Origin of the sequence: Methanosarcina horonobensis HB-1 = JCM 15518 (assembly GCF_000970285.1) — an archaeon.
In the GTDB taxonomy this organism is placed as follows: domain Archaea; phylum Halobacteriota; class Methanosarcinia; order Methanosarcinales; family Methanosarcinaceae; genus Methanosarcina; species Methanosarcina horonobensis.
In genome coordinates this window covers 120,737-138,162 of the sequence record NZ_CP009516.1, presented here as the reverse complement: position 1 = coordinate 138,162, position 17,426 = coordinate 120,737, and the positions used below count along the sequence as shown (strand labels likewise).

Sequence of the window (17,426 nt, the reverse complement as noted above, 5' to 3'; positions counted from 1 at the left end):
AAATATTAGTTCACTCACAAACATTAATTCACAAAGCGAGTTTTAAGCCCATGTCCCTTAATAAAGCAGTACTGGATATCCGGCAGCGGATCAAAGTAAAGCCTTCACCTACGGACGAGCCTGCGGCAAGCTGGACCGGAACAGACCTTGTAGACAGGGTTCAAACAAAAACCCTCACCGTAATCTTCAGGAGCGCAGGTTGCCGCTGGGGAAAAGCCGGAGGCTGTACAATGTGCGGTTATGTCTATGACTGTGCAAGTGAGCCACCCACCCTTGAAGACTATGAATCCCAGCTTGCAAAAGCAATGAGGAAAGCTGAAAAGTTTTCCGAATTCATGGTTAAGATCTTTACCTCAGGCAGTTTCCTTGACGAACAAGAAGTCCCGCCTGAAGCCAGAGATGCTATTCTTAAGACCCTTGCAGAAGATCCAAGGGTCATCAAGGTGCTCGTCGAGACACGGCCCAATTATGTAACCGAAGAAAACGTGAAGGCCTGCCTGAACATCCTGAAAAACAAGCCATTCGAACTCGCATTCGGGCTCGAGACGAGTTCGGACAAAATCCGAAAAGACTCCATCAATAAGGGCTTCACATTCCAGGACTTCGTCCGCGCAGCAGAAACTGCAAAAAAGTATGGCATAACAGTAAAGGCCTACCTTATGCTCAAACCTCTCTTCCTCTCAGAAAAACAGGCAATGGAAGACATCACTCGTTCCATAGACGATGCAGCCCCATATGCAGACACCATATCCATCAACCTCTGCAATGTCCAGAAAGGCACCCTTGTAGAAACTTTATGGGAAAAAGGTCAGTACCGCCCACCGTGGCTGTGGAGCATAATCGAGATTCTCCAGAGAGCAAAAGCTGCTCACCCCGATCTTCCCCTGATGTCCGATCCGGTCGGTGCAGGCTCGAAACGCGGCCCCCATAACTGTAAAGAGTGCAGCTCGGAAGTTGCCGATTCCCTCAGGACTTTCTCACTCACCCAGAATCCCGCAGATCTCAGCACAACAGACTGCGGCTGTAAAGAGCTCTGGAAAAAAGTCCTGGAGATTGAAGACTTCACCTACGGAACGCCCATTTTAGACTGAAACCGCGGAAGAATTTCTCTTGAGAAAAATCCGTTTTTTATTTAAACTGAGCGGGAATATTGTATCTGGCCATCATAGTGAGGTCAGAATACTTCCCTCTCTTTATAATACTTCTTTTTCCCTTCAATCTCGAACCCAAATGAGCTATACAGGTGGATAGCCCTTTCATTGTCCGAAGTTACATCCAGTTCGATCCTTACAAGCATGAGCCAGTTGTCTGCAAGGTCAAGGATGTTTTCCAGCAGCTTCTTTCCAATTCCCTGTCCCTGATATTCGGTCCTTACCATCATGCCAAGGCAGGCAGTATGCCTCTGCCTCGCACTTTTGAGGAGATGGATTCCTACCATCCCCACTACTTTCCCTTCAAGTTCAGCTACCATTATAGGTCATCAGTACCCATGTTTTTGAGAAAAGCTTCGGTAAAGGCAATAGTTTCAGTTGGCAGTGCAAGCATATTCGCCCTGACATCTTCTTGCCTTCTCATCTCATTAATGGCCTCGGAATCGTTTAATCTAACAGGTCTGATAAGTAAATTCACGGCTTCCTTCACTCCGGAATTATGGACTTTTCTTTCAAAAGTCTGGATCTATAGTGCTGCCAATTACTCAAGCGGATGATCTGGCCCGTAGATCATTGTTCCGACTCCGCCGTCAGTAAAGAGTTCAAGGAGCATGGAATGGGAAACACTACCATTTATAATATGTGCTCTTTCTACCCCGCTTTTAACAGCAACAGCGGCACCTTTGAGTTTAGGAATCATGCCGCCCCTGATAACTCCTTCCTCGATAAGGGGGTCAATCTCATCCAGATTTACACGGGAAATGCGGCTGTTCGGGTCTTTCATATCCCTCAGGAGGCCGGAAACGTCGGTCATGAGGATAAGTTTTTTAGCCTTCAAAGCCGCTGCGATGTCTCCTGCAACCGTATCAGCATTAATATTCAGGGCATTGCCTTTTGCATCCACAGCAACCGGAGAAATAACGGGAATATAGCCCTTTTCAAGCATAATATGGAGAATTTCTGGATTTATGACCTCACTTTCCCCAACCCAGCCTATGTCCACTTCAGTCTCCACGCCATCGACAAGCACGCGTTTTGCAGCCTGTTTATGACCGAGTATCATCCTTCCGTCATAACCTGTAAATCCGACACCTTTGCCGCCGAATACTCCAATAAGAGAAACAATCTTTGTGTTTATGTTTCCTACCAGAACCATCCTGGCAATTTCCATGGTTTCGTCATCCGTAATGCGAAGCCCCTGGAAGAACTCAGCTTTTTTGCCCATGCGTTCCATTTTTTCAGTGATTTCAGGCCCGCCCCCATGTACAATAACGGGTTTGATTCCCACATAACGCAGAAGGACAATATCTTTTATGATATCCTCCATGATCTGGGCGCTGACCATTGCGTTTCCACCCACTTTGATAACCATGATTGAATCATAGAACTCCTGCATGTAAGGCAGGGCTTCAATAAGCACATTCTCTCTTTTGAGTTCCATGATTTAGGAATCAGAAAATCTCTTTTTAAACTTATCGTTGAATATCAAAAGTTAAATAAGAAAGGTTCTCCAAAAGGGCCGATATAGAAAGCTCACATAAAGTATCAATGTAGAAATAAGCCAGCCCGGATAGTATTAAATAAAGACCCGTCCAGGCTAATTCGTATCTGGATCTCGAAAATAAAAAGAAAGAACCCCGTTTTCCAGGGTATATGAAAATAAAGGCTTACTCGAGTTTTTCGATCTTTTCTTTCTTAACAAAGGGCTTGCTGATTTTCTCAGGCATCCAGTCAGGCCTGTTTTTTGGGGCTGCGACAAGTTCTTTCCATGCCTTGAAAACGTGCACCTTCTTTGTCCCGCGTTCCCTGAGGCGGATGATATCAGGTTTGGATTTGGTCCCGGCGCCCCGGTTTGCAGCTTTCAGGGCAGCCTGCCGAGGCTGTTTTCCAGTGAAAACTCCGTGTTCATTGCCTTCTTCGTCTCGTAAAACAAAATTTCTTGTGTTGGACATAAAGGTCACCTCGCAAATTGTATTGCTAGACACTGATTAATTTTTAAAGTATATAAAATCTTTCTTCGGATGTTGCCTATAGTTATTGGTTTATCGAAAATTGCCTTTAATTTGCACAGGTATATAAACTAAATTTTTCAAAATTGTCATCAAAATGGGAAATATTTAAATATTTATTTCTTGTTGAAAATGTAACTCAAAATAGTATTCAGGAAAGGGTTTTTAGATACTCTTTTAAAATATATTCTATTGTACTTTTGGAAAAGAGCCGGAAAGCACAAACTTTACATGCTATAACTTCTTATGGTCACTATATTTTTCCAAATGCATATAATAGAACTATGTATTTGCTAAGTATTTACTCAACAAATCAAGCACACACTCATCTTTTCACGGATCTGGTTAAATATGGAACACTGCACTTTCAATCTCCCGGATGTCCAGGCCAGCAAACCAAGCATAGCTATTAACCTCACCCGCGTTGGGGTAACAAATATGAAAAAGCTGGTTGAAATCAAACGTAAAGACAAGCGTCCAATAGTATTGATTTCAACTTTTGATGTCTTTGTTGACCTGCCTTCAGACCGTAAGGGAGCAAACCTTTCGAGGAACTTTGAAGCCGTAGACGAAGTTCTGGAAAAGGTCCTCAGCACACCGGTGTATGAAATAGAACAATTATGCAGCGATATTGCACATAACCTTCTCGGCCGCCATGAATATGCAAATCAGGCTGAAGTCAGGATGAAAAGCGAATATATGATAAGGCGAGCCTCTCCTTCCACAGGGATCAAGTGTCAGGAAGTAGTTAATATCTTTGCCGAAGCTTCAGCTGTAAGGGGCAATGGCGATAGAGATTACTTTGATGTGAAAAAGCTGATAGGAGCTGAAGTTGTGGGAATGACTGCCTGCCCCTGCGCTCAGGAAATTATGAGAGATAAAGCCGCAAATGAACTTGCCGACCTTGGGGTTGACAGAGATACAATAATAAAATTCCTGGAAAGAGTCCCGATGGCTACCCATAACCAGCGCGGAAGAGGCATTATCTCAATCAAAGTAGCTCACGATTTTGATGTTTCCCTGGAAAGCATAATCAAGATTATTGAGCGTTCCATGAGTTCAAGCGTGTATGAAGTCCTGAAACGCTCAGACGAGAAGGTTGTTGTCGAAACTGCACACAAGAACCCGAAGTTTGTGGAAGACTGTGTAAGAGCAATGGCAGATAATGTAGTAAAAGAATTCCCGAACCTTCCCGATAATGCTGTAATTACTATCAAGCAAATCAATGAGGAAAGCATACACAGACACAATGCATTTGCCGAAAGGGTAGCCCTCATGGGAGATCTCAGGAAAGAAATTAGTCAGTAAAAATGTAGTTAAAAAAAAAGAAGTGACTGATGACAAAAAAGCAGTCAGTTACTGAGAAAATAATAAACTTTAAACTTTCTTTCTATTTCTTAAACAGTGAAGTCTCTATTGAGTCTAAAATCCATATTAAGTCTATCAGGACTTTTTAGAGACTTTAAAGGTAAAACCACACAAACTTTATTAAAGGGCCTGAATAACCTATAAGCAGTTATTAAAGAAGGAGTGGACTTGCAGGGCCTAAAATGCCAGCGTCCTGGAAGCCCTCGAGGTGAAAGCATGGCTGATGCTGAGGAAATCACAGCGATAGGGCGGAACAAGAAGACTATCAAAGTGGGAGATGCTGTCAAATACGTAAATAGCGATACTGTAAGTCGTGTGACCGAGATCAAAAAGGATGAACAGGGAAAAGTCTGGGCCCTGCTCGAGAGTACAGATCTCTGGTATAAAGAAGAAACTCTGGAATATACAGATCTCAAACCCACGGAAAAGAAAGAAGAAAGAGAATTTACTGCCGAAGAACTGGAAGAAAGGTTCAGGAAAGAAAGAGAAACAATGCAGGCTTTCGACCTTGGAAAAGCCGGAGGAGGAGGGGCAGGAGGCTAATTTATCCTGCCTTTACTTTACACAACTTTTTTCTCAAGTTTCCAATACCTTTATTTCAATACCTTTATTTCAATACCTTTATTTTAACACTCTTTCTTTATTATAGAAAAATGGTAGTTTATTACAGACTACCATCCATTTCTACCTTCATTTTTCCTGCATTTTCATCCGCTGTGCAAGAATACATTTTCCACCGTGCCTGCCGCCAAGCGGATTTTGCGGTGAACCCAAAGAGTTCATACAACGGGCCATAACAGCTGCACCTCTGGCAAGCCCATCGTCTACAAAGACCACTCTCTCATCGATTTTAGGGGCAAGATTCATTTTCTCCAGGCAGCTCAAAATCAGCTTAGGTTTGTTCCCGGTAATTCCTGCTCTGCCTGTGATTCCGAAAGTGCTGTCTTCAAAAATGAGACCTTCTTTCTTTGCAACCTCTATAAGCCTGCAAACCACTCCTGCCATTACCTCATCAATCACAGCATAAACAATAGGTAATCCATGGCTTTTGCAAATCTCCATGCCTATTGCACTCAGTTTTCCCATATTTGAGCCGTTCTCTCCCACATCGCAGCCTATAAGTGTTACACCTATCTCTTCAGCCGCATCCGGCCTGACAGGAACGCTCCCGTATCTCTTTCGGTCTCCAGGGACTTTTTCAATGATAATGAGCTCATGAATGCGCCTTGAATAATCTTCTATGGCTTTAGCTTTCATCTTCAGAGTGATGAAAGAAGGCGGTTTCTGTTTTTCAAAAACTTCCAGAGCAGTTCCTACTTTCGAATCAACAATCTTCGAGCCCCTAATAATAGCGTCAGGAATTGCACCTGCGTATCCGCAGAAGTTTCCAATTGTTTTTGCATATGGTTGGTCTGGGCTTGTGATCCTGCCGTCAAGGGTAGTCCCGAAATCAATTGAAATGCAGGGATTCCTGAAATCAACATCCGTCAGTTTAGCCGCTTCCTTTATTCCTGCTGTTGCAAGCTCTCCCTCCATTTCGTTTGCAACAATTTCAACACCTGTAGAGCCGATCGGAGGCACAACGCCAGCTACAGCCCCATCAAAAATCACCTTTTCCAGTTTGCTGTATTTCTGGAGTTTTTTAGAAATGTTGGAGATAGACATTGGAGGGGTCATATTTTTAGGAGGGACTCCTGCCATCAGACATCCGTCTGCCAAGGCTTTGATAAATTCGCCGACTTCTTCAGGGGAATCAAAGCCTGCAACTACACCTGTGGAACGTACCACGAAATTCAGGTCGGTTTTGATATCCAGGCTGGCTTTCTCCATGGATTCGGTAAGTGTGCTTTTAACCAGTTCTGCAACGGACTCGCGTGTCAGTTCCACACCCGTAAGTGTCTTTCCGAACACGACTTCTCCGGGTTTTGGAGGACGGACGTCCCTTGTCATGCGCACAACCTTGTTTATGATGTGCGTCCTGCCAGTATCCATATTTGTGGCTGTAAGGATACTTTTGGTTGTGGTATTACCTACTTCTACTGAAGCTACAATAAAGAACGGTTTTGACTTGAGGTCAATCAAACGAACCTGAGGAGATTCTGCAATTCTGGGTTTCAGAGCCATTTTTGTCCCTTCCTGAGGATCTATACATAGATTACATACATAGATTAGATCGAATTAATATCTTATACGATTGAATCTGCAGACACAGAATTAATTGAGTTTATGTTATAGAATATAAGTATGAAGTTCATTTTAGAGATGATAACAATTAAAAACCGGATTTTGAATATCGGACTATTTGGAAGATCTATCTCCAGGACTCAATAAACATACGTGACAAGAACACAATTTATCTGAAGTTTGAAGAAGGTATTAATCAAAGCCTATAATAACCTTTGCTAAAATGCATCAAATTGTCAGTTCATTTTCACTAATTGTTATAGTTGATTTATTCACGGCTTACCAGTGGTCATAAATCTTTACGTACTGTGTCTATCTATCCTGATTATTGTGTTCACATCTGTTTTTACCATCTAAAAACTATTCTATGTTTACTTATCGTAACCCACAATTATATTACTCACTGTTATTGCGATAGCCATCTTTAACTCATTTTCTCCGTTCATCCTTCAGCATAATTTTTGTAACAGATATTTCTACTCCGATTCATATTTTCGATCAAACCTGAAATTATTCGCCCCATAAGAATAAATTATAGTACGTAATTATAAAGAACATAAATTATAAAGAGCATAATTATAATAATATGCGATGATTAATATATACTTATAAAATATAATAATTATAGGTTGATGAACCAATATAGATTTTTCTCAGGAATTGCGCATATGAAATGTCCTGAAATTTGGGATGAATGATCATCGGAGGACTTTAATGCCACTAGATCCTATTTGCAAGAAAATTATATCTGACAATACTGAATACTTTTCGGATTACGGGGGAAAACATTACTATTTCTGCAGTACTGAATGCAAGCACAAGTTCGATACACTTGAAAAAAGCGTTATTCGGCTCAAGCGCAGCCTGAGCGAAAAAGAGAAGATTTCTTTTGGAAAACTAAAGCGTGATATCATAAAGCCGGGCATCTGCACTCTTTGCGGAGCCTGTGCAGCAAGTTGCGAATACATAACCATCAAAGATGGAAAACCTGAATTGGTAGGCCCCTGTAAAGCCTGCGGAGTCTGTTACTACCAGTGCCCAAGAACCATCACCACAGAAGAAGGACTGATAGGTAGCTTCAGATATGCCTATGCTGCAAAATCTGCCATACCGGAAATACAGGGCCAGGACGGAGGAGTTGTGACTTCTCTTCTTCTCTATGCTCTGGATGAGGGACTTATTGACTGCGCTGTGGTTACAATCCGTTCAGAAGAAGAACCCTGGAAACCAATACCCATAGTTGCAAGAACCAGGGAGGAAATCCTGAAGAGTAGCGGCAGTATTTACTCTCACTCAATGACACTCGAAGCCCTTATGAGTGCAGTCAAACAGGGAATGAACAGCGTTGCATTTGTAGGGACAAGTTGCAATATCGATGCCGTAACAAAAATGCAAAGAAGTTCTTACGGTTTTCTGCACCTCTTCATGAGAGCAAAAGTTCTCAAACTGGGGCTCTTCTGTATGGACACTTTTTCCTATGAAGGAATCAAAGCAGTGCTGGAAAGCTACGGTATCACATTAGATAATGTAGATGCCATGAAAATCCGAAAAGGAAAATTCGAAGTTACCCTGAAAGACGGAAAAGAACACGTCTTCGAACTCAGTGACTTTGACGAATATAGAAGCTCCTCCTGCCGTTTCTGCACAGACCTGACCGCCGAAAACTCAGACATCTCCTTTGGAGGAGTTGGCAGCCCCAAAGGCTACACCACAGTTCTTGCCCGTTCAGCCATAGGCTATGAAATCTTCAACGAAGCTGTAGACAACGGTTACATCGAAGCCCGACAACTTACGGACGACGAACTGGAAAGAGTCCTCAACCTGGCCAAGATGAAAAAGGTACAGATGTACGCACTGCACATGAGACAAAAAGCATAAAATTCAAAAATGTAAGAATATTCCTCTTGAGCTCAGATTCATTCTATAACTTAAATTAGTCCTCTTGAGCGAAGCGAAAAGGACTGCGTACTTCCGAGGCGCAATTCGGGTGGTACAGATGTACGCACTGCACATGAGACAGAAAGCATAAAAATTCAAAAGTCATTCACTGAGCAAGCAGCTTTATATCTTTGGCTTGCTCATCTTTCTGATTTTTTTTAGGCAGAAGATGGAAGTTTGTACCCATAAAATAGTCCTCTTTAACGAGCGAAGTGGATGAAAAGGACAGCGGGCTGTTGCGATTACATCGCAACTACAAGAAAAATATAATAACCCCCTGGATTAAAGTTCCCGATCAACCCTTGTAAATATGATTTCTGGAATGATTGACGTTGTCAAACAATAATAGCATGGGCAACGCTGTTTCGTGATCTCTTTAAACTTTTCGATTTCTTCCGGGCTCATTTCCGAATCGACTATAATATCGAACTTAATACGTTCATAAATAGGGGCTGCAGGTTCCTGATAAATTCCAAAACTTACGCCTAAATTCATGTCAGCCCTGACCTTTATCTTAAACTGGTTGAGCACTATACCCTCCATTGCAGTCCATTTGGCGAAAGTAGCTGCAAAACAGGCTGCTATTCCATAAAGGGCATATTGCACGGGATTGGGAGCAGTTCCTCCACCTCCTAAAGACATGGGCTCATCAGATTGAATCAAGAACTCTCCACCGCTTTCGATATTTATATTTGCTGAAAATTGAGGTCCCATCTTGCCAATTTCCCAATTTCCTTCAAACTCAATTACCTTTTTAGTTTTTGAAGAATCATCTCTTGCTTTTTGAAGAGTTTCATTGAATTGATCTACCTCTACTCTATTTACTATCAATTTACCACCCCGCTTCTGATCTGACCCTTCCCCGTTTCATTAATAAATTAATATAAAACAATTAGAATATAAATTAATGATTATTTATACATCTCGTTCCTAAAAAATACCGATTATCCGTGACCAGGATACAGTTATAAAAACGGACAGGGAAAAACGTAAAATAAAATTCTGCCAGAAGGATATCAGGGCTTGGAAGTTATTGAAAAGATATATTCTCCTCGCATTTGTTAAAAAACTTCAATAATGCATTCATATTCAAGAAAATATTGCGTTAAATAGTGTTGAAAACTCTTTCGGCTTATCCTGATCTTTGAGAATAGGAAGAATATATATTTATTTCATAAACTGTTTCTATTATGCATTACCAACATGCATTACCAACGGCATTCTATTCAGAATCATTCTGTTTTTGAGGAATTTTCATGATCACAAAAGAAGATGTAGAACACATCGGCTGGCTTGCCCGTATTGAGATAAATGAGCAGGAAACAGTCGAGTATATGGAAAAACTTAACTCAGTTCTGGAGTACTTCGGGCAGCTTGATGAACTGCCTACTGAAGATGTTGCTCCTACATACCACGTTGCTGAGGTCTATAATGTATTCAGGGAAGATGTGGCGGAAGAATGCCTCCCGCAGGAAGTTGTTCTTGCAAACACCGAGCACAAGCAGGACGGGGCTTTCAGGGTCCCGAAAATCGGCTGAGGAGATGTTTTGATGGCAAAATGGATGAGTGTTGCACAGGTTAAAGAGAAAATCAAAGAAAGCTCAGCCGAAGAAGTAACAGCCAGATACCTTGAAGTTATCGGAAAGAGCAAAACCAACGGTTATGTAACGGTTTCCGATAAAGCCCTTGAGCAGGCAAAAAAAATCGATGCCGAAGGGCACGAGGGACCCCTTGCAGGCGTACCTATCGCGATAAAGGACAACATCTCCGTCGTCGGGCTGCCAAACAGCTGCGGCTCGAAAATTCTTGAAGGCTATGTTCCTCCTTTCAATGCCCATGTAATTGAAAAACTTCTTGCTGCCGGAGCCGTGATCCTTGGAAAAACCAATATGGACGAATTTGCCATGGGATCTTCTACGGAAACAAGTTATTTCGGGCCGACTGCAAACCCCTGGGACCTCGAAAGAGTACCTGGAGGATCATCCGGAGGAAGTGCAGCAGTTGTTGCAGCCGGAGAAGCTCCTTTTGCCCTTGGATCCGATACGGGCGGGTCTGTGCGCTGTCCTGCAGCTTTCTGTGGTGTTGTGGGGCTTAAGCCAACTTACGGGGCAGTCTCAAGGTACGGGGTCGTGGCTTATGCAAATTCCCTTGAGCAGGTCGGACCTCTCGCAAACAACGTGGAAGATATCGCAGTCCTGATGGATGTTATAGCCGGCTATGATCGGAGAGATTCCACTTCAATTGACAGCAAAACCGAGTACCAGAAAGCTCTTGTTAATGATGTGCAAGGCCTGAAAATAGGGGTCCCGAAGGAGTTTTTCGGAGAAGGTATTCATCCTGACGTAGAAAAGGCAGTACGGGGTGCAATACACAAATATGAAAGCCTCGGAGCGACCTGGGAAGAAGTCTCAATGCCCAACATAAAGTACGCCCTTGCTTCATACTATATCATTGCAATGAGTGAAGCGTCCTCAAACCTTGCCCGCTTCGATGGAACACGTTACGGATTCAGAGCAAATGCCGAGAACTGGCATGCCATGGTTTCAAAGACCAGAGCCGAGGGTTTCGGTACAGAAGTCAAGAGAAGAATTCTCCTCGGAACCTATGCCCTTTCTGCAGGTTATCACGACAAATACTATCTTAAAGCCCTGAAGGTCAGGACTCTTGTGAAGCAGGACTTTGACAAGGCTCTCTCAAAAGTAGATCTTCTCATGGCTCCGACCATGCCGAACCCTGCTTTCAAGATAGGGGAAAAGATTGAAGATCCTCTCACCCTTTACCTTTCGGACGTAAACACCTGCCCGATTAACCTCGCAGGCGTACCTTCAATTTCCGTACCCTGCGGCTTTACTGACGGACTGCCCATAGGACTTCAGATAATGGGCAAGCCCTTTGACGAATCTACTGTCCTGCGTGCAGCTTATACTTTTGAGCAAAATACCGATCATCACACAAAGAGACCTCCGGAGGTGGAATAAATGGTCTACGAAAACCCTGACGGTATAAGGATTGGGCTTGAAATCCACGTCCAGCTTAACAAACTCAAGACAAAGATGTTCTGCGGCTGCTCTACCGATTACCACAATGCACCCCCCAATACCCATACCTGTCCGGTCTGTCTTGGCCTTCCGGGAGCACTTCCGGTCCTGAACAAAAAAGCCGTGGAAGCAGCAATTAAGGTGGGACTTGCTCTGGAAGGGGAGATTGCAGAAGAGACACAGTTCCACAGAAAGAACTACTTCTACCCTGACCTCCCCAAAGGTTTTCAGGTCACCCAGTATGACTATCCGATTGTTAGTAAAGGAAAGGTAGTGATCGAAGGAGAAGATGGGGAACATGTGGTTGGAATTACAAGGGCTCACATGGAAGAAGACCCTGGAAAACTTGTGCATATAGGTAGCATTGAGAAGTCCAAAGGTGTCCTTATCGACTACAACAGGTCAGGCATGCCTCTGATTGAAACCGTTACCGAGCCGGACATGAGGAGCCCCAAGGAAGCCAGGAGGTTCCTTGACAAGTTCAGGAATATCCTCGAATATCTGGATGTCTTTGACGGAAACCTTGAAGGAGCCATGCGTGTCGATGCAAATGTCTCGGTCCACTGGGGAACGCGTGTTGAGGTCAAAAACATCTCCTCCCACAAAGGAGTGGAAAGGGCTCTCCTCTACGAGATAATGCGCCAGAAGAATGTGATCCGCCGCGGAGGAAAAATTACGCAGGAAACTCGCCACTTCGATGAAGGACGGGGTGTAACTATTTCCATGAGGACAAAAGAGGAGGCAGAAGACTATCGCTACTTCCGTGAGCCTGACCTTATGCCAATGCGCGTTACTGGCTGGATTCCTGCAATTAAAGAAACCCTGCCCGAACTTCCTGATGCCAAACGTGCGCGCTTTATGGAGCAGTACGGCATCACAGATATGCATGCAAGAGCTCTTACCTCAAAGATCATGCTCGCTGACTTCTACGAAGGAGTCTGTGCAAAAGGAGTTGATCCGAAGATCGCAGCCACATGGACGGCTGATGTCTTCCTCGGGGAGCTGAACTATAGGGACCTTGCAATTTCTTCTTATGACGGCAGGACAATCGGCTTCATCCATGCAAAAGACCCTGAGGTGGAGAACTCTTTCAAGGTCTCGGATATGGTAGAGCTGGTCAACCTTTTTGCTGAAGGTAAAATCAGTGACAGGGCTGCAGTTGAAGTTATCCGTACAATTCTGGACGGAACTGAGGAAAAGACTCCTTCTCAGATCATAGAAGAAAAGGGCCTCTTTAAAGCCGAAGATGACCTTGTCACCAGGGCTGTTACCGAAACAATTGCCGAAAACGAAGCCGCAGTACAGGACTATCTCGGAGGAACGGAAAAATCCCTGAACTTCCTTGTAGGACAGGTCATGAAAAAGACAAAAGGCACGGCAGATGCAAAAACAGCACGTGAACTGATTGTAAAGGAACTTAAAGGGTAACCCGGCAGGGCTACCTTTTTTAATTATCTTTTGTTTTTCGAATTTCTGAATTTTTGGATTTTTTCTTTTTTATTTGGAAGGTAGAGAAGTCTTTTTTGACCTTTACAGGAGCCAGAGCTTTATTCAGGTAGAGTCTTACAGGAATTGCGGAACAGAGAATTGTAGTTTTTCTATCCAGCACCTCAGCGCGATCTTGACTGCCGCCATATAAAGAAGCTATGATTAGAGAACAGAAAACACATCCCTGTGTGAATTGTTGAACCTTCAGACATGAAGTAGTTTACATCTAGATTTCACTCAGCTCCAATCTTCACTTAATACAGATCAGGTCTGCGATCTTCGAGAATAGAGCCGGTTTGCCTGATTTCCTTTGCCTCTTCAATATCAATTTCCCCGATGAGGACACATTCCTCTTTTCCGGCTTCTGCGAGAACCCGGCCCCATCCGTCAGCGATAAAAGAGCCGCCCGGATAAGTCGAATACCTGTCTCTCCCTACTCTATTGCAGGCTATATGCGGCAGCTGATTTTCAATCGCCCGGGAAATGGACATAATACGCCAGGGATACATATAAAAATCCGGGATATCGGCAGCTGAGACCAGAAAGTCTGCTCCTTCAAGGGCCAGTTTTCGGGCAACTTCCGGATACCTGAGTTCATTGCACACTATAAGTCCCAGGGAGAGCCCATGTTTTTCCAGCCTGATAGGAGCTATGCTGTTTCCGGATGCGAAATATTTTTTTTCGGGACCGTAAAGCTGTACTTTTCGGCGGATACCGGCCAGCTTTCCGGAATCGATGCAGAAGCCGAGGTTGTACTGGGAAGGAGCATTCTTTTCTAAATTAGCTGTGTCCCTATCTTTTATTTCTCTTCTTTCTATCATTGAGCCTGCAAGAATGCAGCCATGTTCTCTGGAAAAGTCGCCGAGAGCTTCGAGTGTGGGACCAGAGGCAGTTTCAGCAACTTCTTCAATGAGGTCATAACAAAAGCCGGTTGAGAAAACCTCCGGAAAGACAAGCAGCTCGGCTTCTTTTGAAACCGCTTCTTCTGCCAGGGAAAGGGCACGCTCAAGGTTTTCATGTTTCAAACAAAGTGAAATATTCATCTGGATACAGGCGGCTTTAATGCTTGTCACTTTTATTCCTTCCGTTCATAGAATACAGATCTTATTTAGATACTTCATTACCTTACTTATGATACTTTGTAAGTATTCTACTTTCTGATTCCGGATTAAAGTTTTGTGTTACGGTGGAACAGAACACCTGTGATTAAAGTCCATAGAAAGTCTGATAGCTATTGCAGACAATAATCTGATTATATATGTATCAGAATATTTGTATAGAACAGTGAAAATCGTGAAAACCCGTAGGCAAAAATATAAAGCATGTGAATTTTAAAGTAGCTTGAAGGAAGAAGCTGACTAAGAGAAAAACCTGAATTCTTACTGACGAGAAAACTGACCATAAAGAGGAAAATATCATGGAAGAACCAGATTCTGATTTTAGATTCCACGCAAATGCCCTCATTTTCAAGTTCCGGGACTTCTTCTTTCCCCGCAGAAAAATCCTTGAAGAAGTAGGGATAAAACCTGGTTTTAAAGTTCTGGATTACGGCTGCGGGTCTGGCTCTTATATCCGTGATGCTTCCGAAATGGTAGGTCCTTCAGGAAAAATCTATGCTCTGGATATCAATCCCATTGCTATTGAAATGGTCCGGCACCTGGCTGCTTTAAGGAGCCTTAAAAATGTAGAGACTATCCTTACTGACTACGATACGGGCCTGCCCGCAGCGAGCGTGGATGTAGTTCTATTCTATGACACCTATCATGCCCTGAATAAACCGGAACTTGTTATGAAAGAACTGCACAGGATCCTGAAACCGGAAGGCACTCTTTCTTTTAGAGACCATTACATGAGAGAAGAAGAAATAATGGAAGGAGCTACCCGGAAAAGGTTATTCAAGCTGAAAAGGAAAGGTAAAAGTACTTACTCCTTTAAGAAGGATGAGGCTTGATAAGCAGATGCCAATTTATGCAAGTATACATATCTATTCTGCTAAAAGACATGCTAAAAACAGAAAATGAAAAGTAAAAATATAAAATAAAGGAACTTGAACTCAGAAGAAACACAAAGTTTAACAGGTCAATAGAGTAACCATCGATAAATTTTCATCTGTTTTTTTATCTGTTTTTAAATCTGTTTTTAAATCTGTTCTTTCTTTATTGATTTGCTTCCATCTCTTTCTTTTGAGCTTAAGTCAGGTCTGGAGCAAATCAATGGTTATTGGAAGATCGGTTTAACTTTTAGGAGGTTGTTTTATTGGATTTGAATATACTGGAGGTTAATTAATAGGCAGCTGGATATTCTGAAGGTTGATTGGCTTTTACGGATAAGTTATCTGACCCTGTTAAATGTGTTCTTTCCCAGTTCAATTTTTGAGTTTATGCTTTTGTTGCCGGAATAACCCCGAGACTTTGCATGATTCTCATTTCCGCGGGAGTGATAAAAGTTCCGTTGCCAAACAAAAACCCATGCAAAACGGGTTCCGGAGTCTTTCTCTGTCTTTTTTCTTTCATATTCCGAATCTCCTTTTCTGGTTTTGCAATTCCTTATGTTCTTATAGGAACACGGAATCCTATTACCGTATTTAAGTATAAATAGTTTTCTCATACAAGAGGTGAGTATTCAAATATGACAAAACTACCGGAAAAATAGACCGAAACTGTCCGGATTAAGAAAGACGAACATAAAGTTCCGACTACAAATACAGGTAAAAAGGTTTCACTTCACGATAGGGGATTGACCTGAAAAAAACTAACTTAAAGCGCTATCAAAGCACTATCAAAAACCTATAAAGTATCTATCAAAAAATAAAAAGGAAGAGGTTAGAGGACTTTGAAACTTACTGCTCTCTTTTAAATCCGACTCCTTTTGAAACAATAAGCTATACTTCCCAGAGAGAAGACAGCCAGAAATCCTCCGAAACCAGAGCTTGCTGCAGCTTCACTGCTGGCTGCTACAGGCATTTCTGCTTCATTCTGGACTTCAGACGAAGTGCTGTAAACCTCTTCGCTTTTCTCACTGGTGTTTTCGGTTATTGCTTTTGTCTGAGTGCTATTTCCCTCCTGCATTTGAACGCCGTCTGATGTGCTGGCTGAAGTATTAGTTCCTGCAGCTCCGGTTCCTGAACTTCCGGGCTTTTGTTCTTCGACAATAATTGTTTTTGCGGGGTAGATTACGTATCCTCCATTGCTTCCTTTTCCCGCATCAGAGGTCTTGAAATACCACTCGTCTGTTATGTTGGTCTTCCTATCAGCATCGACATTGATTGTTATTATGTCGGCGTTTGACATTACTATCAGGTTTTCAAGAGCCTGGTCTACTTCAAAACTGCCAAATTCATCCCCGGAGTCGATGGAAAGAGGCTTGTCCTTATCTATCAGCCAGGTGTATTTGAACACTGCAAAATCGGCATCAGCACTTGCAAAAACGGAATCTACAAGGGTCAAAAAATAAATATGTGAAGCATTGTCCCCGAATTCATCTTCTGCAGTAAATATCCTGTCATCTATAGTGCCATCAGTGGAGATTACCGCAGTTTCCAGCTCCGTACTGTTCCTGTAAAGCGAAAAATAGCATTTATCGCCTTCAATATCAATCCCGTTCAGAGTAAGGCTGTACCCTCCGGCAATATCCCAGGTCTCTCCTGCCCTGAGTGTTTTCTTTTCACTCTCATCCTGCTGGTACAGTATCCTGGCGAGATTTGTTGCATCATTGTCAATAGCACAGTACGACTTACCAAACAGTGGCAGCGTATAAAAGAAAGATACCTTTGTAACGTTTTCTTCTTCAGAGAATACCTTATACTTCGAAGGGAGCTGTCTGGTAGTGTAAATCAATTCACCTTCATCGATTGTACTGGCTGAAGGATTATCTTTCCCGATGGAAGGACTGTTCCCGCTATCCTCAAAATAAAGATGCTCTCCTGACCCGTTCAGGAAATTACTGTACTTATTTGCACTGAAGAAAAAAGCTCCGAAGCTTCTGAAATCCCAGGAAATATTCTGCGCATCCGTACTTCCGGTATCAAAGGGATTGCCTCTTATCTCAACCGACGCAGCCGTACACGTTCCTGCCAGCGCCAGAATAAGCGTTAGCACAAAGATAGCCAGAGCTACAGCGTTAAATCTTTTTAAGGTCATAAAAATTCTCCACTAACTTTTAATTTTTGTTTTTCTATGTTCGGACTTTTATCGTGAAAGTAAAATTCAGGCGATTGCACACCTTTTTTCTGTTACACAAGACTTGCTAAG

The 17,426-nt window shown here is 42.8% G+C and carries 17 protein-coding genes; 8 read left to right on the top strand and 9 right to left on the bottom strand.

Annotated features, from left to right (window positions below):
- Window positions 1-50: 50 nt before the first annotated feature.
- On the top strand, window positions 51-1,091 hold the full coding sequence (locus MSHOH_RS00595) for an archaeosine biosynthesis radical SAM protein RaSEA (protein ID WP_048136687.1): 1,041 nt from the start codon (window positions 51-53) through the stop codon (window positions 1,089-1,091).
- Between the two features lie 83 nt (window positions 1,092-1,174).
- Here MSHOH_RS00595 and MSHOH_RS24905 read toward each other — a convergent pair whose 3' ends face one another.
- From MSHOH_RS24905 to MSHOH_RS00580, 4 genes are all read right to left on the bottom strand, one after another.
- The gene (locus MSHOH_RS24905; RefSeq protein WP_239451120.1) at window positions 1,175-1,471 is read right to left on the bottom strand and encodes a GNAT family N-acetyltransferase; all 297 of its coding nucleotides are present in this window, start codon (window positions 1,469-1,471) and stop codon (window positions 1,175-1,177) included.
- Window positions 1,471-1,641 carry a hypothetical protein gene (locus MSHOH_RS24900; protein ID WP_239451119.1) on the bottom strand — a complete coding sequence of 57 codons (171 nt, stop codon included), beginning with the start codon at window positions 1,639-1,641 and terminating at the stop codon, window positions 1,471-1,473. Before MSHOH_RS24900 ends, MSHOH_RS24905 begins: the two co-directional genes overlap by 1 nt.
- A gap of 51 nt (window positions 1,642-1,692) precedes the next feature.
- Window positions 1,693-2,592, bottom strand: a complete 900-nt coding sequence (argB, locus tag MSHOH_RS00585; protein WP_048136686.1) for an acetylglutamate kinase — start codon at window positions 2,590-2,592, stop codon at window positions 1,693-1,695.
- Between the two features lie 226 nt (window positions 2,593-2,818).
- Window positions 2,819-3,103: a non-histone chromosomal MC1 family protein gene (locus MSHOH_RS00580; protein ID WP_048136685.1), complete on the bottom strand. Its 285-nt coding sequence runs from the start codon at window positions 3,101-3,103 to the stop codon at window positions 2,819-2,821.
- A gap of 408 nt (window positions 3,104-3,511) precedes the next feature.
- Here MSHOH_RS00580 and mptA point away from each other — a divergent pair, with 408 nt between their 5' ends.
- Together mptA and MSHOH_RS00570 are read left to right on the top strand one after the other, a co-directional pair.
- Window positions 3,512-4,468 (top strand): GTP cyclohydrolase MptA, encoded by a 957-nt coding sequence (gene mptA / locus MSHOH_RS00575; protein WP_048136684.1) that lies wholly within the window; start codon window positions 3,512-3,514, stop codon window positions 4,466-4,468.
- Window positions 4,469-4,744: 276 nt separating this feature from the next.
- Entirely contained in the window at window positions 4,745-5,071 is a 327-nt protein-coding gene (locus MSHOH_RS00570; protein WP_048136683.1) for a DUF2098 domain-containing protein, read from the top strand.
- Between the two features lie 147 nt (window positions 5,072-5,218).
- On the opposite strand, the gene MSHOH_RS00565 is transcribed toward MSHOH_RS00570, so the two are convergent.
- Window positions 5,219-6,652 carry a methanogenesis marker 14 protein gene (locus tag MSHOH_RS00565; RefSeq protein ID WP_048136682.1) on the bottom strand — a complete coding sequence of 478 codons (1,434 nt, stop codon included), beginning with the start codon at window positions 6,650-6,652 and terminating at the stop codon, window positions 5,219-5,221.
- Between the two features lie 774 nt (window positions 6,653-7,426).
- On the opposite strand from MSHOH_RS00565, the gene MSHOH_RS00560 reads away from it, so the two are divergent.
- A complete protein-coding gene (locus MSHOH_RS00560; protein ID WP_048136681.1) occupies window positions 7,427-8,590 on the top strand; it encodes a Coenzyme F420 hydrogenase/dehydrogenase, beta subunit C-terminal domain in 1,164 nt (387 codons plus the stop codon).
- A 342-nt stretch (window positions 8,591-8,932) separates the two neighbouring features.
- Here MSHOH_RS00560 and MSHOH_RS00555 read toward each other — a convergent pair whose 3' ends face one another.
- Window positions 8,933-9,481, bottom strand: a complete 549-nt coding sequence (locus MSHOH_RS00555; RefSeq protein ID WP_048136680.1) for an OsmC family protein — start codon at window positions 9,479-9,481, stop codon at window positions 8,933-8,935.
- Window positions 9,482-9,906: 425 nt separating this feature from the next.
- Between MSHOH_RS00555 and gatC the strand changes: the two genes are divergently transcribed.
- The 3 genes from gatC to gatB are packed head-to-tail and all read left to right on the top strand — an operon-like array spanning window position 9,907 to window position 13,116.
- On the top strand, window positions 9,907-10,188 hold the full coding sequence (gene gatC, locus MSHOH_RS00550; RefSeq protein ID WP_048136679.1) for an Asp-tRNA(Asn)/Glu-tRNA(Gln) amidotransferase subunit GatC: 282 nt from the start codon (window positions 9,907-9,909) through the stop codon (window positions 10,186-10,188).
- Between the two features lie 12 nt (window positions 10,189-10,200).
- Window positions 10,201-11,628 carry an Asp-tRNA(Asn)/Glu-tRNA(Gln) amidotransferase subunit GatA gene (gene gatA / locus MSHOH_RS00545; RefSeq protein WP_048136678.1) on the top strand — a complete coding sequence of 476 codons (1,428 nt, stop codon included), beginning with the start codon at window positions 10,201-10,203 and terminating at the stop codon, window positions 11,626-11,628.
- The gene (gene gatB, locus MSHOH_RS00540) at window positions 11,629-13,116 is read left to right on the top strand and encodes an Asp-tRNA(Asn)/Glu-tRNA(Gln) amidotransferase subunit GatB (protein WP_048136677.1); all 1,488 of its coding nucleotides are present in this window, start codon (window positions 11,629-11,631) and stop codon (window positions 13,114-13,116) included.
- A 314-nt stretch (window positions 13,117-13,430) separates the two neighbouring features.
- On the opposite strand, the gene MSHOH_RS00535 is transcribed toward gatB, so the two are convergent.
- Window positions 13,431-14,249: a nitrilase-related carbon-nitrogen hydrolase gene (locus MSHOH_RS00535; RefSeq protein WP_204245368.1), complete on the bottom strand. Its 819-nt coding sequence runs from the start codon at window positions 14,247-14,249 to the stop codon at window positions 13,431-13,433.
- A 344-nt stretch (window positions 14,250-14,593) separates the two neighbouring features.
- Here MSHOH_RS00535 and MSHOH_RS00530 point away from each other — a divergent pair, with 344 nt between their 5' ends.
- Entirely contained in the window at window positions 14,594-15,127 is a 534-nt protein-coding gene (locus tag MSHOH_RS00530) for a class I SAM-dependent methyltransferase (protein WP_048136676.1), read from the top strand.
- 427 nt (window positions 15,128-15,554) lie between these two features.
- Here MSHOH_RS00530 and MSHOH_RS25495 read toward each other — a convergent pair whose 3' ends face one another.
- Window positions 15,555-15,689 carry a hypothetical protein gene (locus tag MSHOH_RS25495; protein WP_275425544.1) on the bottom strand — a complete coding sequence of 45 codons (135 nt, stop codon included), beginning with the start codon at window positions 15,687-15,689 and terminating at the stop codon, window positions 15,555-15,557.
- Between the two features lie 339 nt (window positions 15,690-16,028).
- Entirely contained in the window at window positions 16,029-17,315 is a 1,287-nt protein-coding gene (locus tag MSHOH_RS00520; protein ID WP_052730645.1) for an S-layer protein domain-containing protein, read from the bottom strand.
- Window positions 17,316-17,426 lie beyond the last annotated feature (111 nt).